The sequence below is a fragment of the Flavobacterium omnivorum genome (assembly GCF_900099915.1).
Classification (GTDB): domain Bacteria; phylum Bacteroidota; class Bacteroidia; order Flavobacteriales; family Flavobacteriaceae; genus Flavobacterium; species Flavobacterium omnivorum.
This window is the reverse complement of sequence record NZ_FNDB01000008.1, coordinates 57,370-80,888: the sequence shown is the minus strand read 5'-3', so window position 1 is coordinate 80,888 and position 23,519 is coordinate 57,370. Positions and strand designations below refer to the sequence as shown.

General features: G+C 35.5%; 26 protein-coding genes. 10 read left to right on the top strand and 16 right to left on the bottom strand.

Translation table 11 applies throughout. The features are described from left to right. Positions 1-40: 40 nt before the first annotated feature. The 11 genes from BLS90_RS09795 to hemA all read right to left on the bottom strand — a co-directional run bounded on the left by BLS90_RS09795 (position 41) and on the right by hemA (position 9,302). Positions 41-754, bottom strand: a complete 714-nt coding sequence (locus BLS90_RS09795; protein ID WP_091257463.1) for a 3'-5' exonuclease — start codon at positions 752-754, stop codon at positions 41-43. A 92-nt stretch (positions 755-846) separates the two neighbouring features. Beyond that, complete coding sequence (locus BLS90_RS09790; RefSeq protein ID WP_091257462.1) at positions 847-1,320, bottom strand: methylated-DNA--[protein]-cysteine S-methyltransferase; 474 nt, start codon at positions 1,318-1,320, stop codon at positions 847-849. A 159-nt stretch (positions 1,321-1,479) separates the two neighbouring features. Then, entirely contained in the window at positions 1,480-1,878 is a 399-nt protein-coding gene (locus BLS90_RS09785; RefSeq protein ID WP_091257461.1) for a c-type cytochrome, read from the bottom strand. A 40-nt stretch (positions 1,879-1,918) separates the two neighbouring features. Next, positions 1,919-2,428, bottom strand: a complete 510-nt coding sequence (locus BLS90_RS09780) for a DinB family protein (RefSeq protein WP_091257460.1) — start codon at positions 2,426-2,428, stop codon at positions 1,919-1,921. A gap of 2 nt (positions 2,429-2,430) precedes the next feature. Beyond that, positions 2,431-3,423, bottom strand: coding sequence for a porphobilinogen synthase (hemB, locus tag BLS90_RS09775; RefSeq protein WP_091257459.1), 993 nt, complete (start codon positions 3,421-3,423; stop codon positions 2,431-2,433). Positions 3,424-3,514: 91 nt separating this feature from the next. After that, entirely contained in the window at positions 3,515-4,423 is a 909-nt protein-coding gene (hemF, locus tag BLS90_RS09770) for an oxygen-dependent coproporphyrinogen oxidase (protein WP_091257458.1), read from the bottom strand. A 161-nt stretch (positions 4,424-4,584) separates the two neighbouring features. Further along, the gene (locus BLS90_RS09765; RefSeq protein ID WP_245705082.1) at positions 4,585-5,193 is read right to left on the bottom strand and encodes a hypothetical protein; all 609 of its coding nucleotides are present in this window, start codon (positions 5,191-5,193) and stop codon (positions 4,585-4,587) included. A 70-nt stretch (positions 5,194-5,263) separates the two neighbouring features. Next, positions 5,264-6,289 carry a uroporphyrinogen decarboxylase gene (hemE, locus tag BLS90_RS09760; RefSeq protein WP_091257508.1) on the bottom strand — a complete coding sequence of 342 codons (1,026 nt, stop codon included), beginning with the start codon at positions 6,287-6,289 and terminating at the stop codon, positions 5,264-5,266. 46 nt (positions 6,290-6,335) lie between these two features. After that, a complete protein-coding gene (locus BLS90_RS09755) occupies positions 6,336-7,040 on the bottom strand; it encodes a uroporphyrinogen-III synthase (RefSeq protein WP_091257457.1) in 705 nt (234 codons plus the stop codon). Continuing rightward, on the bottom strand, positions 7,040-7,966 hold the full coding sequence (gene hemC, locus BLS90_RS09750; RefSeq protein WP_091257456.1) for a hydroxymethylbilane synthase: 927 nt from the start codon (positions 7,964-7,966) through the stop codon (positions 7,040-7,042). The genes BLS90_RS09755 and hemC overlap by 1 nt, the downstream gene beginning before the upstream one ends. A 79-nt stretch (positions 7,967-8,045) precedes the next feature. After that, positions 8,046-9,302, bottom strand: a complete 1,257-nt coding sequence (gene hemA, locus BLS90_RS09745; protein WP_091257455.1) for a glutamyl-tRNA reductase — start codon at positions 9,300-9,302, stop codon at positions 8,046-8,048. A gap of 228 nt (positions 9,303-9,530) precedes the next feature. Between hemA and BLS90_RS09740 the strand changes: the two genes are divergently transcribed. From BLS90_RS09740 to BLS90_RS17395, 7 genes are all read left to right on the top strand, one after another. Next, the gene (locus BLS90_RS09740) at positions 9,531-10,406 is read left to right on the top strand and encodes a helix-turn-helix domain-containing protein (RefSeq protein ID WP_091257454.1); all 876 of its coding nucleotides are present in this window, start codon (positions 9,531-9,533) and stop codon (positions 10,404-10,406) included. 159 nt (positions 10,407-10,565) lie between these two features. Next, positions 10,566-11,621, top strand: coding sequence for a ferrochelatase (hemH, locus tag BLS90_RS09735; RefSeq protein ID WP_073353347.1), 1,056 nt, complete (start codon positions 10,566-10,568; stop codon positions 11,619-11,621). Further along, positions 11,622-12,977 (top strand): MATE family efflux transporter, encoded by a 1,356-nt coding sequence (locus BLS90_RS09730; RefSeq protein WP_091257453.1) that lies wholly within the window; start codon positions 11,622-11,624, stop codon positions 12,975-12,977. It abuts the gene before it with no gap. Continuing rightward, on the top strand, positions 12,964-13,518 hold the full coding sequence (locus BLS90_RS09725; protein WP_091257452.1) for a CopD family protein: 555 nt from the start codon (positions 12,964-12,966) through the stop codon (positions 13,516-13,518). Before BLS90_RS09730 ends, BLS90_RS09725 begins: the two co-directional genes overlap by 14 nt. Before the next feature lies 1 nt (position 13,519). Then, complete coding sequence (locus tag BLS90_RS09720) at positions 13,520-14,992, top strand: sensor histidine kinase (protein WP_394331028.1); 1,473 nt, start codon at positions 13,520-13,522, stop codon at positions 14,990-14,992. A gap of 10 nt (positions 14,993-15,002) precedes the next feature. Continuing rightward, complete coding sequence (locus BLS90_RS09715; protein WP_091257451.1) at positions 15,003-15,785, top strand: enoyl-CoA hydratase/isomerase family protein; 783 nt, start codon at positions 15,003-15,005, stop codon at positions 15,783-15,785. 145 nt (positions 15,786-15,930) lie between these two features. After that, complete coding sequence (locus tag BLS90_RS17395; RefSeq protein ID WP_091257506.1) at positions 15,931-16,335, top strand: hypothetical protein; 405 nt, start codon at positions 15,931-15,933, stop codon at positions 16,333-16,335. A gap of 92 nt (positions 16,336-16,427) precedes the next feature. On the opposite strand, the gene BLS90_RS09705 is transcribed toward BLS90_RS17395, so the two are convergent. The 3 genes from BLS90_RS09705 to BLS90_RS09695 form a co-directional block, all read right to left on the bottom strand. Next, a complete protein-coding gene (locus BLS90_RS09705) occupies positions 16,428-17,081 on the bottom strand; it encodes an HD domain-containing protein (RefSeq protein ID WP_091257450.1) in 654 nt (217 codons plus the stop codon). A gap of 88 nt (positions 17,082-17,169) precedes the next feature. Beyond that, on the bottom strand, positions 17,170-18,159 hold the full coding sequence (locus BLS90_RS09700) for an acyl-ACP desaturase (protein ID WP_091257449.1): 990 nt from the start codon (positions 18,157-18,159) through the stop codon (positions 17,170-17,172). Positions 18,160-18,169: 10 nt separating this feature from the next. Further along, positions 18,170-18,904, bottom strand: coding sequence for a lysophospholipid acyltransferase family protein (locus BLS90_RS09695; protein ID WP_091257448.1), 735 nt, complete (start codon positions 18,902-18,904; stop codon positions 18,170-18,172). Positions 18,905-19,028: 124 nt separating this feature from the next. On the opposite strand from BLS90_RS09695, the gene BLS90_RS09690 reads away from it, so the two are divergent. The 3 genes from BLS90_RS09690 to BLS90_RS09680 all read left to right on the top strand — a co-directional run bounded on the left by BLS90_RS09690 (position 19,029) and on the right by BLS90_RS09680 (position 22,025). Continuing rightward, positions 19,029-19,475 carry a ribonuclease P protein component gene (locus BLS90_RS09690; protein WP_091257447.1) on the top strand — a complete coding sequence of 149 codons (447 nt, stop codon included), beginning with the start codon at positions 19,029-19,031 and terminating at the stop codon, positions 19,473-19,475. A gap of 109 nt (positions 19,476-19,584) precedes the next feature. Further along, the gene (locus tag BLS90_RS09685; protein ID WP_091257446.1) at positions 19,585-21,219 is read left to right on the top strand and encodes a S41 family peptidase; all 1,635 of its coding nucleotides are present in this window, start codon (positions 19,585-19,587) and stop codon (positions 21,217-21,219) included. Continuing rightward, positions 21,219-22,025: an OmpA family protein gene (locus BLS90_RS09680; RefSeq protein ID WP_091257445.1), complete on the top strand. Its 807-nt coding sequence runs from the start codon at positions 21,219-21,221 to the stop codon at positions 22,023-22,025. The genes BLS90_RS09685 and BLS90_RS09680 overlap by 1 nt, the downstream gene beginning before the upstream one ends. Here BLS90_RS09680 and BLS90_RS09675 read toward each other — a convergent pair whose 3' ends face one another. Next, positions 22,026-22,472: a GNAT family N-acetyltransferase gene (locus tag BLS90_RS09675; RefSeq protein WP_091257444.1), complete on the bottom strand. Its 447-nt coding sequence runs from the start codon at positions 22,470-22,472 to the stop codon at positions 22,026-22,028. It lies immediately after the preceding gene. Between the two features lie 37 nt (positions 22,473-22,509). Further along, entirely contained in the window at positions 22,510-23,493 is a 984-nt protein-coding gene (locus BLS90_RS09670; RefSeq protein ID WP_091257443.1) for a DUF4837 family protein, read from the bottom strand. Positions 23,494-23,519: the final 26 nt, after the last annotated feature.

Genomic DNA, 23,519 nt, shown 5'->3' with positions numbered 1-23,519 from the left:
CCTTTTATAACTTAAAAAGTTGCTGTGATTGAAATTGTTCTTATACATGAATAATCTCTTCCTCAATCAGCAAATCTTCTCTGCGCAGCCGTAGGAAAATTTGTGCCACAGCGATGGTATCTTTTTCACAATAATTTACGATTCGATCAATATCTTTATCTACATAAAAAACATGACCTACTTGACTGCCATCGATATCGCCTTTTGGAGAAGGAATTCCCAGGACTTTACACATCAATTTTAAGGAAGTGTAATGCTTGTAATCACCAAACTTCCATAATTCTAAAGTATCGAGATGCGGAATTTCCCATGGTTTTTTTCCAAATAAATTCAGTTTGTTTGGAATCTCAATTTGGTTGATAATCATACGTCGTGCGAGGAAAGGAATATCGAATTCCTTAGCATTGTGACCACACAAGACATGTTGCGGCTGGTTGAAATGATTATTTAGAAGATTATTAAAGTCAAGTAGCAATTTCTTTTCTTCTCCAAAAAAAGAAGTTACTCTGAAATTTCGGATATCGCCTTTAATCGTAAAATATCCCACTGAAATACAAATAATTTTACCAAACTCGGCCCAAATTCCCGCTCGATCGTAAAAATCTTCGGGTGTATATTCATCCTTGCGCTGGTATTGGGTTTTGTGCTCCCAAAGGTCTTTCATTTCAGTATCTAATGCATTAAAATCTTTGGCTTCTGGAACGGTTTCTATATCAAGAAACAGAATATTATTAAGGTTTATTTTTTCGATCATCTTTGCATATTTGACCACAAATTACACAAATTTTCACAAATTAAAATAGCTTAAACTTTATTTAGTGAAAATTCATGCAACTCGTATTTATTTTATTGAAACAAACTTTGTTGTGTAGTTGGGTTTTCATGTTCCAATAACCATTTCTTACGCCATAAACCACCAGCGTAACCAGTAAGCGAACCATCTGATCCAATGACGCGATGGCAAGGAACAACAATCCAAAGCGGGTTTTTACCATTGGCTGAAGCCACAGCCCGTATGGCTTTCACATCTCCTAAACCTTTGGATTGCTCCAGATAGGTTTTTGTTTTTCCAAAAGGAATGTTTACTAATGACTTCCAAACTTTTTGTTGAAATTCAGTTCCTTTGGGATTGAGTAAAAAAGTGAAATCGGTTCTTTTAGAATCGAAATATTCTTGGAGTTGCTGCACCGCAATTTGTAAAAAAAGAGGGATTTCAGTTGAAGCAATTCCTTCATCTGTAACTGAAATTATGGCTACTCCATTTTCATCGCCAGTAATTGCGGCTATTCCTAGAGGTGTTTTGATGTAGGCTGTTTCCATTTTTTAAAGGTAAAAAATTAATCTGCATCAGCTGAATTTGAGCATAAAAAAACCACTCGCAATGACGAACGGTTTTTCTATTTAGCCCCGATAAAGGCATGATTCTTTTGTGTCATTCCCTAAATCTTTGTAATGGGAAATAGCTCCTAAAAAAGTAATTTATTTTAAATGTGAATAGACGTAGGCTTCTAAAGCTTGTAGTTCTTCATCAGACATGGCTTTGGTAATCACGAAATTTGCTCGCATGACTTCGTATTGACTTGGATCGACAATGGGTTCACCTTCTCCTTTTAAAAACGCGACCATATTTGCATTTTTATCTTTGTAAATCTTGGCAATATCCTGCAAACTTGGGCCTATTAACTTTTCAGCACCTTTATGACAGGATACGCAATTTCCTTTACCATTAAAAATTTCTTCTCCTAATTGTACTGGAGTTTGAACCGGAGTTTGCACTATTTCTTCAGATGTGGTTGGGTACAAGGGTTCTTTTTTGACTTCTTCTTTTTTACAAGAAGCGAACGCTAAAAACGCAAATAAAAACAAAGTCTTTTTCATGATATTTTCTATTGATGATAGGCTGTAAGTTACAAAATAATTACCAACCTACATACTTTGGAGGTTGAATTTGATTGAGATTCAAATAAATCAAAATTTGCGCACGATGGTGCGTGACATGATCTTGCATGACATTGAGTATTTGCAATTTTGACTTTGGACCAGCAAAAAAGTCTACTTTTTGAGAAAGTTCAGCCTCTTTTGTGTTTTGGATCCGAGCTTTTGCAGCATCAAATGAAGCTATAATATTTAGAATTATTTGCGCTTTTGAAAACCCAATAACTACCTCTTTGCTATCGTATTTTATCCCAGAAAAATGCGTTATAATTAACCAATTCACATTGTCCTGAATATGAAATAATTGCTCTCTAAACGACATTTCGCGTGCTGTGGGCTTGTAATCGTATTTCTCTTCAGGTATGGCTTGAGCTACCGCTACAAGATAGTCCTTAGAATTATCCCATTTTTCAACAAAAGTGGAAACTACCTCAACTTGAGCAAAAATGAAGTTTGAAACCAATAAAATCAATAATAATATCGGCTTTTTCATGTTTATTTATTTAAAAGTACGGCGGCTTCCTTGGCAAAATAAGTTGAAATTAAACTAGCCCCAGCGCGCTTGATACACATTAATTGTTCCATCATAATCTGATCGTGATCCAACCAACCTCTTTCGGCAGCGGCTTTGATCATCGCATATTCACCCGAAACATGGAAAACGGTTACAGGCACATTTACCGCATTTTTAACTTCGCGTACAATGTCTAGATATGCAATTCCTGGTTTCACCATGACCATATCAGCACCTTCCTCGACATCCATTAACGCTTCTTTTATGGCTTCGATACGATTGGCATAATCCATTTGGTACGTTTTCTTGTCTTTGGGAATATCTGTAGAATCTACTGGCGCGCTGTCTAAAGCGTCTCGAAACGGTCCGTAAAACGCCGAAGCATATTTAGCGGAGTAACTCATGATGCCTACGTGATGAAAACCGGCAGCATCTAGCCCTTGGCGCAAGCGCAACACACGACCGTCCATCATATCACTTGGCGCCACAAAGTCGGCTCCAGCTTGTGCATGCGAAACCGCCATTTTCACCAAAGCTTCATTGGTGGAATCATTTTCTACATCTCCCTGCGATATAATTCCGTCATGACCATAAATAGAATACGGATCTAGAGCTACATCGGGCATAACGATCATTTCTGGACAAGCCGCTTTGATAGCACGAATGGCGTTTTGCATTAATCCGTGCGGATTCCAAGCTTCTTTTCCGGTATTGTCTTTTAAACTTTCATCAACTTTGACATAGATATTCACCGCACGAATGCCTAAAGCGTAAATTTCTTTGACTTCTTTAACCGTTAAATCAATTGAACGACGAAAAATTCCAGGCATGGAAGGGATTTCTACTTGATAGTTTTCGCCTTCAGCAATAAACATAGGAAACATGAAATCACTTGGACTTAAAGTCGTTTCACGAACTATGGAACGAATGGATTTGTTTGTTCTTAATCTTCTACCTCTGTGTAATGGGAACATATGATTTATGATTTTAGATTAGCGATTGCTGATTTATGATTTAAAACTAAATATTGATAACAGAAAATCTGAAATCAAAAATCGTTAATCATCAATCTGCAATCCAATTTTTTGGATTTTCTAATACGTTTACTAATTTTTCTTCTTCGCTTCCGGCTTCTGCGTGATGATCGTAAACCCATTGCACATGTGGCGGCAAACTCATCAAAATACTTTCGATTCTTCCATTGGTTTTTAGACCAAATAAAGTGCCTTTGTCATGTACTAAATTAAACTCCACATAACGACCGCGACGGATTTCCTGCCACGTTCTTTGCTCTGGAGTATACGGTAAGTTTTTTCGTTTTTCTACTATTGGAACATACGCTTCGAGGAAACTATTGCCGACTTCAGATACAAAGTTGAACCAATTCTCCATACTCATGTCATCTGTAGCTTTGCAATAATCGAAAAACAATCCGCCAATTCCGCGTGCTTCATTTCGGTGAGCGTTCCAGAAATAGGCGTCACATTGTTTTTTATATTTAGGATAAAACTCGGGATTATGTTTGTCGCAAGTGGTTTTACAAGTCTGATGAAAATGAATGGCATCTTCTTCAAATAAGTAATACGGTGTTAAATCTTGTCCTCCACCAAACCATTGCTGAATCACATTCCCGTTGTCATCGTACATTTCGAAATAGCGCCAATTGGCATGAACGGTAGGTGTCATTGGGTTTTTTGGATGCAATACCAAACTCAGTCCGCAGGCAAAAAAATCGGCTTCACCCACATTGAACATCTTTTGCATCGCTTCGGGTAATTTCCCGTGAACTGCCGAAATATTAACGCCGCCTTTTTCGAAAACTGTTCCGTTTTCTATCACGCGGGTTCTTCCTCCTCCGCCTTCCGGACGTTCCCAAAGGTCTTCACGAAATTTGGCTTGACCTTCAACCGCTTCCAACCCTTGACAGATTTGGTCTTGAAGGTTTTGTATGTAGTTGTAAAATTGTTCTTTCATTATAAATTTACTTTTCCAGCAGCTAACTTATTTAATTTGTCAAACGAAAACGTCTTGCTTTCCTGCAAGGTTTCCAAAACCTTGTGGGTATAACTAGTAATGATAACCTTAATCTAAACACAGCTACTGAGTTAAAAAAAGCTTGCAGGATTGCCACAATATTACTCAAATGTGTGTTTTTTAGTTAAAAGATCATTTTTTTGATTGTGACAAAAAATGAAATTTTCTGAACCTCCAAACAGCTTCAACACTTCTTCTTTCTCTATTTTTGTTTCTTTATTCGAAATAAAAGCTTGATATGATGAATACTTATAATCCTGAAATTTTAAATCTAAGTGATGCTTTGGATTCAAATGCACATACATTATCAATTGTTTCAAATAATTTTCATCGTTTAGCATTATCCTCTTAAAATGTTTTTCGAATAAGCTTCCAGTTCTGTCTATATGTTTATTAAAAGCTTTAGCATAAGAATTAAAAAAATTAGAAAATGCCTGTGTCACTATTTTAGCATCTTTATTTAATCGGATAATCAAATGAAAATGATTATCCATTAAGCAATATCCAAATATTGAGATTTTACCCAATAAATATTTTGAAAGTTGTTTTAAAAAGAAAATTTTGTTTTCATCATTTTCGAAAATAGGAGCCCCATTAATTCCTTTATTGTAAATATGATAATAGCAATCTTTTTCTAAAACTTCTAATTTCATATCATACATTTTAAGTTGATCCTGCAAGGCTTTTTTAACCTTGTAGGTATAAAACATGTGAACAAAATTTTAAAAAACACCTACAAGGTTCAAAAGAAACCTTGCAGGAAATATAGTAAAATAAATATTATTGATTGTATTCCTTCACTGCATCAATAAACGCTTTCGCGTGATCCACAGGAATATTTGGTAAAATTCCGTGACCTAAATTCACGATGTATTTGTCTTTTCCGAATTCGTCAATCATTTCATGTACCATTTTCTTGATAACCGGAATTGGAGACAACAACCTAGATGGATCAAAATTTCCTTGCAACGTGATGTTTCCACCTGACAAGTATCGTGCATTTCTTGGAGAACAGGTCCAATCTACTCCAAGTGCAGCCGCTCTACTTTTTCCCATTTCGCCTAAGGCGAACCAACATCCTTTTCCGAAAACAATTACCGGTGTCTCATCAGCTAATGCTTCAATGATCTGATTGATGTATTTCCAGGAGAATTCTTGATAATCTACAGGAGATAGCATTCCACCCCAAGAGTCAAAAATTTGAACGGCATCTACGCCCGATTTTACTTTTTCTTTTAGGTATAAAATAGTCGTATCAGTGATTTTTTGTAATAAAACATGTGCTGCTTCTGGATGTGAGAAACAAAATCCTTTGGCTTTATCAAAACTTTTAGATCCTTGTCCTTCTACTGCGTAACACATAATTGTCCATGGTGAACCTGCGAAACCAATTAACGGCACCTCATCATTCAACATTTCTTTAGTCAATTTAATAGCCTCAAAAACGTATCCTAAAGTTTCATGTACATCTGGAACGATTACTTTTTCTACATCCTGAATCGTACGAATAGGATTGGGTAAATACGGACCAAAATTAGGTTTCATCTCTACTTCAATTCCCATTGCTTGTGGAATTACCAAGATATCTGAGAATAAAATCGCTGCATCCGGAGCAATTCTACGAATAGGCTGAACCGTAATTTCGGCAGCTAATTCAGGGGTTTGACAACGGGTGAAAAAATCATATTTATCACGCAAAGCGATAAATTCTGGTAAATATCTTCCGGCTTGACGCATCATCCAAACTGGTGGACGTTGTACTGTTTCTCCTTTTAATGCTCTTAAAAACAAATCATTCTTTAACATAATTCTATCTTTTATATTCCCCATCGTAGCGAGGTTATTGGATTTTTTAATTTTCAGCTGTAGGCTCGATACTTTCTTCCGGGTTGTAATATTGAATCACTTCAATAATTACGTCTTCGATTGTTGGGATTTCGGCAATTACAATATTTTTAACTTTGTTTAATTCTAATGCTTTTGCAGTAGTATTCCCTACGCAAAAGCAGATTTCCTTTTTGATTTTGTTGTTTGTCAAATAACTCTCCACAGCAGACGGACTAAAGAACATTATTCCGTCAAAATTTTCCTGATCGGATATTTTGAAAGGCGCTAATGCAGTTTGGTACACTTCTATTTCATTAAATGTTATTCCTTCACTTTTTAAAGCTGCTGGCAAGGTTTCCTTACGTAAATTTCCGCTCAAAAAAGTATAACTCTCTTTGCCATAGATTAATGTAATTATCTCCGCTAATTCAGAGGCGTAATCCATATAGACACTAACCGTAAAACCATTAGCTTCCAGCAATTCTTTAGTTTTAATACCTACACAAAAGACCATTTTAGTCCTAAGAATTTCCCAACCGCTTTGTTCCATTAAACTCACAACAGCATTTTGACTACTAAAAATCAAATTATCGTTGAATTTATCTAACTGAAAAAGGTTGTTTTTAATTTCGATAAAATCTTGTTCTAAAAGATCGAAATCTGCGTCAAGAAATACTTGTCTTTGTTCTTCAGACAAGGTTTTGGTTGATAAAATGCTTATTTGATCCATTATTTCTTCAAATTATTTTTAATTTCCATCATTAATCTCGTTCCACCATTATTCAAAACTTCCTGAGCAGAATAGAAACCTAATTTTTTCCATTCTTCGATAGGAACTACTTTATCCACTTCTATTTTTTCTTTTCCGTCAAGCGAAAATAGAACTCCTTGAAAATGGAGGGTATCTTCCTTTTCATCATAAAGTGCCAAAGCTCCAATAGGTGCCGTACAACCGCCTTCCAACGTTTTTAAAAACTGACGTTCTATATACGTTACGATTTCGGTTTCAATATTATTTAGCTGTGATACAGCATCTAAGGTAAACGCATCGTTTTGCATGGCAACAACAAGCATAGCCCCTTGTGCTGGAGCGGGAATCATCCAGTCTAAATCAATGTAATTCTCCGGTTTTAAGTTGATTCTTTCTAAACCAGCCGCAGCAAAAATAGCTCCGTTCCAGTCTCCTTCGTTTAACTTTTTCATACGCAAATTTACATTTCCGCGTAAGTCAACTACTTTGTGTGTTGGGTATTTATTTAACCATTGTGCTTGACGACGTAAACTTCCCGTAGCAATGGTTCCTGATTCATTAAGAAAATCAAGATTGCCTTTATGCACTAAAATATCTAAGGTATTGGCTCTCTCTAAAACTGCTGCTTGAACAATCCCTTTAGGCAAAGCCGTAGGGACATCTTTCATGGAATGCACTGCAATATCAACATCGCCATTTATCATAGCCACATCGAGTGTTTTAGTAAAAATTCCTGTGATTCCTAATTCGTAAAGTGGTTTGTCAAGAATGATATCTCCTGTAGATTTAACCGATATAATTTGAGTTTTATACCCTAAATCGTTTAGTTTTTTTTCTACCGTATGTGCTTGCCAAAGTGCGAGTTCACTGTCTCTGGTACCAATTCGTATTGTTTTTTCAGCCATTTTTATATTTTGATTTCTTAATGGTTATAAAAAATTAAAAACCATTACGAAATTAAGATTCATTATGTTTTATATAAATTTATTTTGCTGCAAGTCCTATTTTGAAAACTTTCTCAATCCACTCGATACTTTCATCCACCATGGTATCATCGTCTTTTAAATGATTGGCAAAATGAGTGGTGATTTTTTGGATAATTCTATTACTGATGATTTCAGCTTGTTCTTCATTGAAGTTTGAAATTTTCCTGCTTTGGAAATCCAATTCAGAGATTTTTATTGCATTTAATTTTGCTTTCAATGCATGGATTGTTGGAGCAAATTTACGCCCTTTGGTCCAGGTGATAAATTCTTCTTTTATTTCTTCTATAATGGCTTCGGCAGCAGGAATGTGTTTTTTCCTATTTTCTAAAGTTTCGTCCGTTAATTGAGACAAGTAATCCATGTGAACAAGTGTGACACCTTCAATTTCTTCCACATTTTCATTTACATTTTTCGGAATAGATAAATCCAAAATCAATAGTGGTTTTTTCAGATTCAGAATAGCTTTGTCTATCGTAGGATTTTGAGCACCAGTAGCAACTACCACAACATCTGCTTTTTGAAGTTCCAAATGCAATTCCGAATAATCTTTTACAATTAAATTCAATTTTCCGGCTAACTTCTCTGCTTTTTCTTTGGTTCGGTTAATTAGCGTGATGTGTTCGTTTTTAGTATGTTTTACTAAATTTTCACAGGTATTTCTACCAATTTTTCCTGTACCAAACAATAAAATATTTTTGTTTCCTATGTCTTCAACATTTTTGAAAATGTATTGCACTGCTGCAAAAGAAACCGAGGTAGCACCAGAGCTAATCTCCGTATCGGTTTTTATTTTTTTACTGGCTTGAATCACAGCATTCACCAATCGTTCCATGAAAGCATTGGCTAAACCCAAAGATTTGGACTGAGAAAAAGAATTTCTTATTTGTGAAATAATTTCAAAATCACCTAGAATCTGACTATCTAAACCAGTTCCTACACGAAACAAGTGATTGATCGCTTCTTGGTTTTTATAGACAAAACCCACCTTTTGAAATGCTTCAACGGAGCCTTGACTATTCTCACAAATTAATTTGATTAATTGAAATGGATGTTCTGCATAACCATAAATTTCAGTACGGTTGCAGGTTGAAGTAACTATTAAACTCTCTATTCCTTCATTCTTAGCTTGTTCCAGTAAACGCGTTTTTGCAGCGGCATCTAAACTAAACTTACCTCTAATCTCAGCATCTGCTTTTTTATAACTCAATCCAACTGCGTAAAAATAGTGATGCTTTAATGTGTTCTTGTTTTCCATATTTGCACTTTTCCAGAAAGTGGAACAAAATTATCACTATAGTATTTATAAAAGTAACGCTAGAAGTTCTTTTTGTATCGCTACGTGATTTTTTAGTTCTAATTGCGTATTTTATGCTAAAAAATTCTATTTTTGTAGTGAAATCAAGTTGTTTGAATCAATCTATTTAGAGTTGTTCTAAATAAAAAGGTTTGGTAAATATCATTTTTATATTAAAAAAATATCGCTATGGGTTCTCAGGAAATTACAAAAATCGAGGATGATTTTACGCTCATTCGGTTTCAAAATGATGGAATTAATACCTTTATTGCCCAACGCGAAGTAGGCAGCGGATTAATTCAGTTTCACTTTGGTTTAAAAGGAAGCGCCAAATTCATCTTTAATCAAGGCAACTACGCTTTAGAACTGAAAGAGGAGAAATCACTACTGTTGTACAATCCACAAAAAGAACTACCCTTAAATCTAGAATTGGCACCAAATTCTTGGGTGATTTCTGTGATTATTTCCATCAAAAAATTCCACGCTTTATTTTCGACCGAAGCAGATTACATCACGTTCTTAAGCGCCGATAATAAAGATAAAAAATACTATAATGAGGGAAATATAAGTCCATCAATGGCTATTGTATTGTCTCAATTGTTTCATTATAGCTTGCATCCTTCCATAAAAAACCTGTATTACAAGGGAAAAGGATACGAGTTATTAAGCCTATACTTCAATAGAACCGAAGATCCCAACGCAGAACAATGTCCGTTTTTAATTGATGAAGATAATGTCATCAAAATTAAGAAAGCCAAAGAAATCATTATTGCTAACATGGCAGAACCTCCTGGATTACAAGAACTAGCTGATCAAATTGGTTTAAATTTAAAGAAACTAAAAATGGGTTTCAAACAGATTTATGGCGATACAGTCTATGGATTTCTATTTGACTACAAAATGGATTTTGCTCGAAAGTTACTCGATAGTGGTTCCTACAACGTAAACGAAGTAGGACTCAAAATTGGCTACAGTACCGGAAGCCATTTTATAGCCGCATTCAAAAAGAAATTTGCTACCACGCCAAAGAAATACTTGATGTCCATCAACCCAAATATGACGTAATCCATTGATTTCTTATATTAAACAATAAATAAAAAATAGTTAATCGGAATTTATAAAAAAGTAAGTTTAAGTACTTTTGTACCAAGATTCCTCATTCTTCGGACACGAGGGTTTACCCGAACTGGAGAAGCAATGACAATAATGAAAAAAATATCAATTATGAAAGGTGTATTATTAGTAAATTTAGGTTCCCCAGAAAGTCCAACAGCAAAAGACGTAAAACCGTATTTAGATGAATTTTTAATGGACAAGTACGTAATTGATGTTCCGTTTTTGTTGCGAGCCTTATTAGTACGTGGAATCATTTTGCAAACAAGACCTAAAAAATCAGCTGCAGCTTACGCCAAGATATGGTGGGATGAAGGGTCTCCACTTGTCGTTATTTCTAAAAGAATGCACGAGAAAGTACAAAAATTAGTTGATGTTCCTGTATCACTGGCCATGCGTTATGGAAATCCATCATTGCTATCTGGTTTACAAGAATTACATGATAAAGGAGTAACTGAAGTGTTGCTTTTCCCCTTGTATCCACAACACGCCATGGCTTCGACAACTACCATTTTAGAACTAGCTGAAGAGCACCGTAAAAAATATTTCCCAGAAATGAAATTTACAATTGTTCCTGCTTTTTATAATAAACCTGATTATTTACAAAACCTTGCCGACTCTATAAAAGGACATTTAGAAGGGTATGATTACGACCATCTTTTATTCTCTTACCATGGAATTCCAGAGCGTCACATTCGCAAAACAGATATTACCAAATCACATTGTAAAATAGACGGTTCTTGCTGCAACACGCCCTCACCAGCGCATGAATTTTGCTACCGCCACCAATGCTACGAAACCACCAAACAAGTAGTGAAATTACTTGGAATCCCAGAAGGAAAATACAGCCAGACTTTTCAATCACGTTTAGCAGGTGACAAATGGCTAACTCCTTATACTGATGTGGAAGTAAACAAAATGCCAGAAAAAGGAATTAAAAATTTGGCTGTTGTTACACCTGCTTTTGTATCGGATTGTTTAGAAACATTAGAAGAAATTGCGATGGAAGCCAATCATGAATTTAAAGTTCATGGAGGAGAAAACTTCAAAGCAATTCCTTGTTTAAATGACGGTGACGATTGGTGTAAAACAGTAAGCAATTGGATTTCAAATTGGTCGAATGCCTCTTCATCCATTAAAGTTGATGTTGAAAAAACAATCGCTTAAATGGCTGTTACCGCCGATGAGCTAGGTACTCAGGACATCAAAAAACTCTTGATCAAGCAAGCCGTTCCATCCTCCATTGGAATTTTATTCATGTCGGTTAATATTTTAATCGACACCATTTTTGTGGGACAATGGATCGGTTCATTGGCTATAGCTGCTGTAACCGTAGTTTTGCCTATCACCTTTTTGATTTCTTCACTAGGAATGGCGATTGGTGTGGGCGGAGGTTCTGTACTTTCCAGAGCATTGGGTGCCAATCACAAGGAAAAAGCATTACACACTTTTGGCAATCAAATCATGATGACTTTTTTATTGGCATCAGTTTTCGTGCTGTTTGGTCTTTTTTTCAGTGATGAAATGCTAATGCTTTTTGGTGCAAAAGGAGCCATAATGGAACCCGCAAAAGAATTTTTTACTCCCATAATCATTAGTGTTCCGTTTCTAGCTCTTTGTATGATGGGCAACAATGTGATTCGGGCAGAAGGCAAAGCCAAGTTTGCAATGGTCGCCATGATTATCCCTGCTTTTGTAAATATCGCATTGGATATTCTCTTCATCAAATACTTAGATTTAGGAATGTTTGGCGCTGCTATGGCAACAGCCATTTCTTATTTCACCTGCTTCCTGTTTGTACTTTGGTTTTTTATTTTTAAAAGCGACCTAACGCTAAAAATTAAACATTTTAAGTTCAAAATGCCACTTGTAAAGGAAATTTCGGAGTTGAGTTTTGTAACGTTATCGAGACAAGGCGTAGTGAGTGTTTTAGCCATAATTCTAAATCACACTTTGTATACCTATGGCGGTGAGCACTCCGTTGCTATTTATGGAATTATCAGCCGGATGCTGATGTTTGCTCTGTTCCCAATTCTGGGAATTACACAGGGATTTTTGCCCATTGCTGGTTTTAATTATGGCGCAGGAAATTATGATAGAGTCAAAGAAAGTGTGCTGCTTTCCATAAAATATGCTGCTATTTTAGCTTCATTAATTTTTGTGGTTATATTAATTTTTGCCAAACCTATTGTTGCTGTTTTCACCACAGATGCACTCGTAATTGACCAAACTCCAGAAGCGTTGCGCTGGGTTTTCGCTGCTTCGCCAATTATTGCCATTCAACTCATTGGTGCCGCTTATTTTCAAGCGGCCGGAAAAGCAAAAAAAGCATTGCTTTTGACGCTAAGCAAGCAAGGATTTTTCCTGATTCCGTTAGTGCTGATTCTACCAAATTTTTTAGGTATTTTTGGCGTGTGGATTGCATTCCCAATCGCGGATATTTTATCAACGCTATTAACTGGCTATTTTCTAAAAAAAGAAATGAATACAAAACTGATTCAAACTAACGATGGAATATTATAATTACCTTAAATCCTTGCACCTAATCTTTGTAATCACATGGTTTGCCGGATTATTTTACATTGTGCGCTTATTTGTTTACCAAATAGAGGCGGCTCAAAAACCTTCGCCAGAGAAAGAAATTTTACAAAAACAATACAAGATAATGACCTATCGCTTGTGGTATATTATCACTTGGCCATCAGCCGTTTTAGCCAGTATTTTTGCTTTCTGGATGTTGTTCTTTACTGATTTGGGCCAAGCGTGGTTAAAGATGCCGTGGATGCATGTAAAACTTGGCTTTGTATTTGTGTTGTATTTGTACCACGCCAAATGCCAACAAATATTCAAGCAATTACAAAATGACAAAGTAAAATACACCACAACTTTCATGCGCTTATGGAACGAAGGCGCGACAATTATCCTTTTTGCTGTCGTATTTTTAGTAATTTTAAAAAATGCTGTTAATTGGATCTATGGTGTGCTTGGCATATTCTTGTTTTCCATTTTGATTATGCTTGGGTTTAAATTTTACAAAAGAATTAGAGAAAGAAATCAATCTTAATATGTTTAAAAGCTTCAAAATAGCAACGCTATCGTTACGAATCAGGATTTTCCTTTCGATGATTGTATTGATATTAATGGCTTCTGTGATTCTTGCTTCCATTTCGATTTTCCAATTTAAAAATGAAGCCAAAGAATACCACCAAGAGCGCTTGGAACGAAATGAAAATGCAGTAAAGCAACACATTAACTTCATTTTATCCACCACGACTTATCCGCTGACCTCTGGAAATCTAGACCTTATTTTTAAAGATAAAATTCACGAATTAGCTCACATTCATAACATTGAAATCAACATTTATAGCTTGGAAGGACAGTTGCTAAAATCCTCTAAGGAATCCTTCTCTGTTGATAAAGTAGCACCCCCGATTCCAAAATACATTTTGAAACTCGTACGTTCTTCGATTGAAAAAAGATACGTAGATATCAAAACAATTGATGGTAAAAAAAATCGTTCCGCTTTTAGCCAAATTAAAGACGATAAATTTAAACCTTTAGGGATTTTAAATTTACCTTATGTAGAAGATGACGGCTACTATGAAAATGAATTGAAAAGTTTTCTAATTCGTCTGGGTCAAGTTTATACCTTCATGCTTATTATAGCTTTCGCGTTTGCTTATTTTCTATCGTCCTATATCACCAAGTCTTTAAAAACAATCTCAGACAAGTTGAGTGAAACAAGCTTGAATCAAAAAAACGAAAAAATCGTTTTGGAAGCCAGTAGTAAAGAGATCAATCTTTTGATCAATTCCTATAATGGGATGGTGGACAAGTTGGAAAAAAGCGCCATAAAACTGGCCCAAAGTGAACGAGAAGAAGCTTGGCGCGAAATGGCGAAACAAGTAGCGCATGAAATCAAGAATCCGCTTACACCAATGCGACTAACGGTACAAAGTTTCCAGCGAAAATTTGATCCAATGGATCCCAATGTGAAACAGAAAATGAACGACTACTCCGAAACTCTAATTCAGCAAATTGATACGATGAGTGCGGTGGCTTCCGCTTTTTCTAATTTTGCCTCAATGCCTGCACAGCAAAATGAAACCTTAAATGTGGTAGAAGTGGTAGAGCTGGCTATGGATATTTTCAACGAGGAATATATTGAATTTAAAAGTGATTCTCCCGAAATTATATCGATAATTGACCGAACCCAACTCATTCGAATTATTACTAATTTGGCAAAAAATGCCATTCAATCGATTCCAGAGCAACAAGAAGAAAAATCCGTTGTGGTACGCATTCGTAAAGACACGAACAATGTACTAATAACGGTTTCTGACAACGGAATCGGTATTCAACCTAAAGACATCAGCCGTATATTTGAACCAAAATTCACCACAAAAAGTAGCGGAATGGGACTTGGTCTTGGAATTATAAAAAACATTATCGAAAATTATAAAGGAACGATTACCTTTGAAACGGAATTTGGAAAAGGAACCACTTTTATTGTTTCGCTTCCCATAATTAACACCTAAAAATACACTTATGAACTACGAAAATATTTTAATTACAACTGAAAATAACATTGCAACGATTACCATCAATCGTCCTACGAAACTAAACGCTTTGAATGTTGCTACCATTTCTGATTTGAATAAAGCGTTTAAAAACTTAGGAAAAAATGATGAAATTCGTGTTATTATTTTAACAGGAAGCGGTGAAAAGGCATTTGTAGCCGGAGCTGATATCTCTGAATTTGCTCATTTTTCGATTGAAGAAGGAACACAATTAGCTTCAGAAGGTCAAGAAAAATTATTTGATTTCATAGAGAATTTAAAAATACCTGTTATTGCAGCAGTCAATGGTTTTGCATTGGGTGGCGGATTAGAATTAGCGATGGCGTGTCATTTCAGAGTCGCTTCGGAAAATGCAAAAATGGGATTGCCTGAAGTTTCATTGGGCGTAATTCCAGGTTACGGAGGAACACAACGTTTGCCACAATTGATCGGAAAAGGACGTGCGATGGAAATGATTATGACCGCAGGAATGGTAACCGCACAAGATGCTTATAGAACCGGTCTAGTGAATCACGTTGTACCTGAAGGTGAACTTCTTGATTATTGTGTGAGTGTAGCCAATAAAATAATAAAGAATTCTCCTTACGCAATTGGTAAAGCTATAAAAGCAGTGAATGCAAATTTCAAAGAAGGAAAAAACGGCTTTGAAACCGAAATAAAAGCCTTTGGAAAATGTTTTGGGACAGAAGATTTTAAAGAAGGAACAACGGCTTTCTTAGAGAAAAGAAAAGCAGTGTTTACTGGGAAATAAAAACAAAAGAGAGCCACATTGGTTCTCTTTTTTGTTTAAAGTATTTGGATATAAAATAATTTTCTTCAAAAAGAGATTGTTTGAATTACAACACTTAATTTTGCAATCCGGTTTCGGAATAAAAAATCTTATTAAAAATAAACTTATGTCATACCAACCTGTATTTGCTCTTTTTTGGGAGAGTGTAAAAAAAAGCATTCAAAATGGAACTTACGCCAAATTAACACTTGCCAAAACGATAGGTGACACCGACCTAAAAAACATTTATGTTCGTCCCGTTTTATTAGAAAATGATGTTTTCAGTCTTTCCCTTACTGCAAAGTACAAAACGGAAGAAATAGAGTCATTTCATACCTTAGACGAAGCTTTCATGATATTGGCCCCTTTTATGAATAATCCGTTCTTGACCGCATTACTATTTACAACAGAGAATGATATCACGTTTAAACTCAACAAAAAAAGAGTCGCAACCATAATAGAACAAGCGCCCACTTTTAAGAACGCATCAGATGTGATTTTAGAAATGAAAACAAAAGGGATTTCGATTTAAGATTGTGAATTAACGATTGCTGATTTTTGATTTAAAATCAGCAATCGAAAAAATATCTGAAATTTAAAATCGTTGATCCACAATCAAAAATCTTATTTCTCCCCTTCCCATTCCGCATAAAACTGGGCCAAAAATCCTTCCATGTACCGGTGTCTTTCTTGTGCAATTTGTTTTCCGGTTTGGGTATTCATCTTATCTTTTAAGAGTAATAATTTTTCGTAGAAGTGATTGAGCGTTGGCGAATCATTCTTTTTGTATTCTTCCTTGCTCATGCTCGATTTTGGCGCTATTTCAGGATCATAGAGCGTTCTATTTTTAAAACCACCATAATTGAATGTTCTGGCGATTCCGATAGCGCCAATCGCGTCTAAACGATCCGCATCCTGAACCACATTCAATTCTATGGAGGAGAATTTCTTTTCAAAATTCCCGCCTTTGTAGGAGATGTTTTCAATAATATTCACCACATGTTCGATTATTTCTTCATCAACATTTTCTGATTCTAAAAATTCACGAGCTACTCTTGGACCAACGGTTTCGTCACCATTATGAAACTTACTATCGGCAATATCGTGTAATAAAGCGCCAAGTTGCACAACTGCAGTATTACAAGCTTCATTTTTAGCAATTAACAACGTGTTTTTGTACACGCGCTCTATGTGAAACCAGTCGTGTCCTCCTTCGGCATTTTCTAATTTTTCTTTTACAAAAAGAATCGTTTTAGGTATTAAGTCAGGATTAATCATTTGTATTTTATTTAAAAAAAATGTTGAATTTCAAAGTTCTTCAACTTCAAAATCCAACATTTTTATTCTTTATTTAGAATTCAGAAATCTATCTTATTAAAGCAGGCTCCACCCATTTGAAAATATGGGATTCTTGTGGAATTACCAATCGTTCTGAAATTCTGGCCATTCTAGCTGGTAATTTCATCAGGTAATCACGTGCTTTTTCTGCTTCATCCGTCAACCCTGTAATTTTGTCAATTTCCCATTTCTCGATTAGTTTTTGCATGATATCCACATAATCGGCTGCGGTGTAGACTCCAATACGTTGAGCAGAATCAGAAAACTGTTCGAAAGCAGTGCTTATTTTCTCACCGGACTCTCTCAAGAAATGCGCAGGCATAACGATTTTTGCCTTCATCATGTATTGAAAAGCAAGCATCATTTCACTTGGATCTACTTGAAAAATACGTGTTACAAATTCGCTGTACGCATGATGATGACGCATTTCGTCACCAGCAATCATTTTGCACATTTTAGATAATTTGTTGTCTCCATATTTCTTAGCCATTTGCGCCACTCGGTTATGAGAAACGTACGTTGCTAATTCTTGAAAACTAGTGTATACAAAGTTTTTGTAAGGATCCCTTCCTGTTCCAATATCAAAACCATCGTTGATCAAGTGCTGTGTTGTCATTTCAACTTCACGCATGTTCACACGACCTGACAAATACAAATACTTGTTCAACAAATCACCATGACGATTTTCTTCACCAGTCCATTGTCTAATCCATTTAGACCAACCATTTCTTTCAACGTTATCAATTCCTTCGACATCCATTAACCAGGATTCGTAAGTTGGCAACGCTTCCTCAGTGATAGTATCTCCCACTAATGTTACCCAGAAATCGTATGGTAATTCTTTTGCAATTTCACGTAATTCTTTGACCTCATCAAAAAAAGTATCACTTTGAGAATTAGGCAAAAAATCAGTTGGTTGCCATATTTTTTCTACTGGAATAAGATACTGATCGACAAAGCTGTCTACGTTTTTTTCCAAAAACTGCATTACTTCTAATCGAATATTTTTTATTGACATTATATATAAATTAAATTTTTATTCCTTGAACTACTGCTGCTTCTGTCTTTTCCATTAACTCCGCAAAATCATACGCTGCAACCGCTAACGGTTTATGAACTACAAAGGTAAGGCGATTTCCTAGACCTAAGGGGAAAAACCCGTATTTAACTATTTTCCAAGAATTGTTTATACTTACGGGAACCACATATGCTGAGGGTGCGTTTTTGCACAATATTTTCAATCCCGTTTGAGAAAACTCTTTTGGCTTTCCGGTCTTACTTCGTGTTCCTTCTGGAAAGATAACGGCTGAACGGTTGTGTTTTTCAATATACTCTGCCAATCCTTTAATGGCAGGAATAGCTTGTTTGGGATCTTTACGATCGATAAGCACTGAACCTCCGTGACGCAAATTAAACGATACACTTGGAATACCGCTTCCTAATTCTTTCTTACTAACAAATTTACAATGAAAACGGCGAAAAAACCAAATCATAGCAATAATATCGTACATGCTTTGATGATTAGAGACAAAAATTAATGGTACATTTTTTGGAATACTTTCAATATTTCCAAACTTGTACGTTGTTCCTAACAGATTTGTGCACTTCACTAAGAAAAAGTTCAGATAATCAACACTTTTTTTATGGGCTTGGTAGCCAAAGCCGTGGAAACAAATCCACTGTATTGGATGAAAAATAACCAAAGTAAGACCGAAACATAAATAATAAATAACGGAAATAGGATACGAAATCAGTTTTTGCATGCTTAAAAATTTAAGGCAAAAGTAAGAAATATATTTTTAGCGGTATTTAAATCGGAAACAATATACCGACTCAACGTTTAATCGTAACTTTGCAAGTCAAAAACTACGAATTTTTTCTATAAAAATGAATTTCACTTACCCTAAAACCGAAAAGCTAAAAAGCAAAATTACGATTGGATTATTGTTTACTGAAGGGAAATCAGTATCCAAATATCCGTTGCGATTGGTGTATAAAGCAGGTTCTTTTGGTAAACCAGAATCCCGTCCAGAAGCAGCAGGATTGGGGACGGGAGAAAAAATAAAAATGGGCGTTTCGGTTTCTAAAAAGAATTTCAAGAAAGCTGTAGACCGTAATTATTTCAAACGTGTACTGCGCGAAACCTATCGTCTGAACAAACACCTATTGATAGACAATCTGGATCAGCCGTATTCCTTTATGTTTTTTTACCAAACAAAGGACCGATTGACTTACGAGGAAATTAATACCAAAACCATTCAATTGTTTGAGAAGTTTATTGCCCAAAACATTAAAAAACCAGCATCAGAAAGCGATTCTATTTCTGAAATTTAAACATTTGACTGATTGTAAATTGAACAAAGTTATCTTTAGATTACGTTCTGCACAATTATTTGGTGATTTATTCTTATTTTAGTGACTTCAAATTTAGTTAATTAAACTCATGAACTTCCTCAAAAAAAAATTCATAATTCCCGTTGTCGCTTCGGCATTTCTGTTTTTTGGAAGTAGTTTCAAAGATGATTTTTTCGAAATCGCCAAGCAAATCGAGATATTCACCACACTTTTCAAGGAATTGAACCGCAATTATGTGGATGAAACAAATCCTGGAGAGTTAATGGACAAGGCCATCAAAGGAATGCTGGCTAACTTAGATCCGTACACGGTATACTTTAACGAGCAAGACGTAGTGCGCTTCAAGATAAACAATACAGGTGAATATACGGGAATAGGCGCTTTACTGACTCGGAAAGAAGACAAATTAATCGTCAAGGAACCTTATAAAGATTTTCCTGCCGACAAAGCGGGTTTAAAAGCCGGAGATGAAATTATTCAAGTAGGCGATGTACTTTTATCTGATTTCAGAGACGAGGCTTCTCAGCTTTTCAAAGGTGCTAAAAACACAAAAATTGATGTCAAATACATGCGTCAAGGAAAAGTAAATACCACACAGATTATTTTGGACGAAGTCGAAATCAAATCGGTTCCCTTTTTTGCAAAAATAGATGACAAAACCGGTTACATTGTACTATCGCATTTCAACAAAAAAGCGTCCTTGGAAACTAAAGAAGCTTTGGAACAGCTAAAAAAAGAAGGTGCGGAACGCATTATATTGGATGTACGAGATAATCCGGGCGGACTCTTAAATGAGGCTGTGAATATTTGTAATTTATTTGTTTCAAAAAACGAGATTATTGTTACAACAAAATCTAAAATAGAGAAACACAACAGCACCTATAAAACAACCAAAGACCCTGTCGATACTGAAATTCCATTAATCATTCTAGTCAATGGTCGCAGTGCTTCGGCATCTGAAATCGTCGCTGGCGCACTTCAGGATTTAGATCGCGCTGTGGTGGTGGGAAGCCGCAGTTTTGGAAAAGGACTCGTGCAAAGACCGGTAGATTTAACTTTTGGAACGCAGCTAAAAGTAACCATTTCTCGCTATTACACTCCATCTGGCAGGTGTATTCAAGCATTAGATTATTCAAAAAAAGACAAAAATGGAATTGCCCTAAAAACGGAAGAGAAAAACTTTAATGCTTTTAAAACCAGAAAGGGAAGAACTGTATATGACGGTGGCGGAATCCAACCTGACGTGGAAATGGAAGAAACAAAATCGAGTCCTATCACAAATGCTTTGTTGCGTAACGACGGAATTTTCAACTATGCCACAACTTATTACTATAAAAATCCGAGTTTAGGAAATCAGATTCCGGTCCTCACTGATGCTGATTATGAAGATTTCAAACAATTCTTGAAAGCACAAAAATTTTCTTTTGACACCGAAACGGAGTTGGCTTTGAAAAATACTTTGGCTATAGCCAAAAAAGAAAAATTAGACGAATCTATTCAGCTAGAATACCAACAATTGCTTACTGCTCTTCAAAAAAGTGAAAATGCATTGTTGGATAAAAATCAAAAAGAAATCAAAAAATTAATGGTTGATGAAATTATTAAGAGATACCAATACCAAGAAGGATTGTATCAATATTACACCAAAAATAATTCAGAAATCAAAAAAGCAACCTCTATTTTGAGTACTAATGCGGCGTATCAATCTATTTTAAAAATGTAATGAAACAAGCATTTTCCATAGTATTACTTCTTTTTTCGAGCTATTTTTTCGCTCAAGCAAGACCTGTGGAAACAGTTTATTTTGAATTTGACAAATTCACTCTGTACGATGACCAAGTACAAACGATAATTGACTTTATAAAAAAAGCCGATACAACCAAAATCGAATCGATACAAATTTATGGCTACTGCGATGATCGAGGTGCCAACGATTATAATTTTGAATTATCAAAAAACAGGGTAATTACGGTTCAAAATATTCTTTCGAAAAATGGTTTTAACAAAAATAAGATTGTCATTATTGAAGGCAAAGGACGTGTAATTGTACAAAAAGATAGGGTGGAAAACCTGTCCGAAACGCGTTCAAAAAATAGGCGTGTCGACTTATATATTGTCAAGAAAAACAGTTTTGGTAAGGGTATTTATACTTCATTTCAGGAAAGCCATAAAGCAGGAGATCGTATTTATCTGGAAAAGATTCTTTTTGCCCTTGGCAGCAGTAAATTAACGGAACAGTCCAAGAAAGAATTGGATGCCATTGCACTACTTTTGCAACAGCAAAAAACAATGGAATTCGAAATTAGAGGACATGTATGCTGCACGCCTAGTCATTACCAAGACGCCATAGATAAAGACACACAGGAACGAAAACTATCTTTAAATAGGGCCAAAAACGTCTATCGCTATCTGATAAATAAGGGAATAAACAGCCTTAGAATGCATTATGTGGGAAGTGGAAACAAATTTCCTTTAGGCCAAGGAGAAGCACTGGATCGCAGAGTTGAGTTTGTAATTCTGAAAATCTAATTATTCTCGTTTCATTTCAATGTGTGGAATATCATCTTCCAGATACATTTCGCTAGTTTGCACAAAACCATGACTTTCATAGAATTTTTTCAGATACAATTGTGCTCCGATAGTGATTTTGCTTTCACCAAAATGATGCGCAATTCCAGCAATTGATTCCCGCATTAGGTCATGCCCCCATTTTCTGTCGCGGTAATTTGCATCAACAGTTACCCTCCCAATCGAGGCATTATCAAAACTGATTCCCGGTTTAAACAATCTGGAATGAGCGACAATTTTACCTTCAAACGAACCAATAAGATGCAATGCTACTTTATCTTTTCCGTCGAGATCCAAATAAACACAATTTTGTTCTACAACGAAAATTTCGCTTCTCAATCGCAGTAAATCGTAAAGTTCGTGAACAGAAAGTACATCAAATGCCTTTATTTCCCATTGTATAGCCATGCTTTGATATTTTTTATAAAATGCAAAGTAAAGAAATTTATGGCACTCTTTTAACAACTACCACTGATTTTATAATGGATTCGAGTTCATGCATTAAATCCCTTTTATCTTTTGAAGGCGCATAACAAAACCCTTCCAAAACCAAAACTCGGTTATAATCGGTGTCAATAATAGCATAATTGATAAAAGGTCCAGACATAAAATCATTGTTTAATTGCCAAGTCCCTTTGGTTTCATACGTATCTTTTCTGTCAAGATCGATCTTAAATAGATAAGGCGCGTAGGCCTCTTCCGTCATCATGTTAGTATCTGGTTCTTTTCCGCTTATGTACAGATGACCTATGGAATCCCGCATTTTTATAATACTGGTAATTAAATCAGTTTCTTTATTAATGGTATTCAAAGGAACTTGATAGAGCAATAAACTGGTATTCCCCCCTATGATTTCCTTTTTTAGCCACATAAAATTACTTTTTTGAAGCACATAGGCATATCCTGAGGGAACCTGCAGATTAATGTGAAACTTGTTCTCTATAATTTTAGGATCTATTAGTGACAGGCTGTTTATTCGTTGGCTCTCGGCAATTTCAGCTTGTTTAATGATTTGAACCATTTGCAGCGCATTTTTTTCAATGCAAGCGAGAATATCGGCATTGGTTTTTCCAGAAATATGGAATACATTTTGAGGAGAAGCGTATTGGTTTTTTCGAATTTCAAACTTGTTTTCTTCTGCCTTTTTCACCACGATAATCGCTCGCGTATCCGTCATAAATCCTTCTAAAAGCTTGACAGGATATTGATTGATATTGAATAAAGGTTCCTCTTGTGGCAATCCAATCACAGGAGATGCAAACTTGTTCCGAATGCTATCACCAATATCCCCGTTCCACAGCTGATCATCAATAATTACAGAAATTGTGTTGATTTTACCAGTTGTTTTACGTGGCACTAGATTATTCTCTTTTTTACAAGAAAATAAAAGCAGAGAAACAAAAAGAAATAGAAAATGGGCTTTATTCATTACGATTCGATTATAAAGTAAAACCC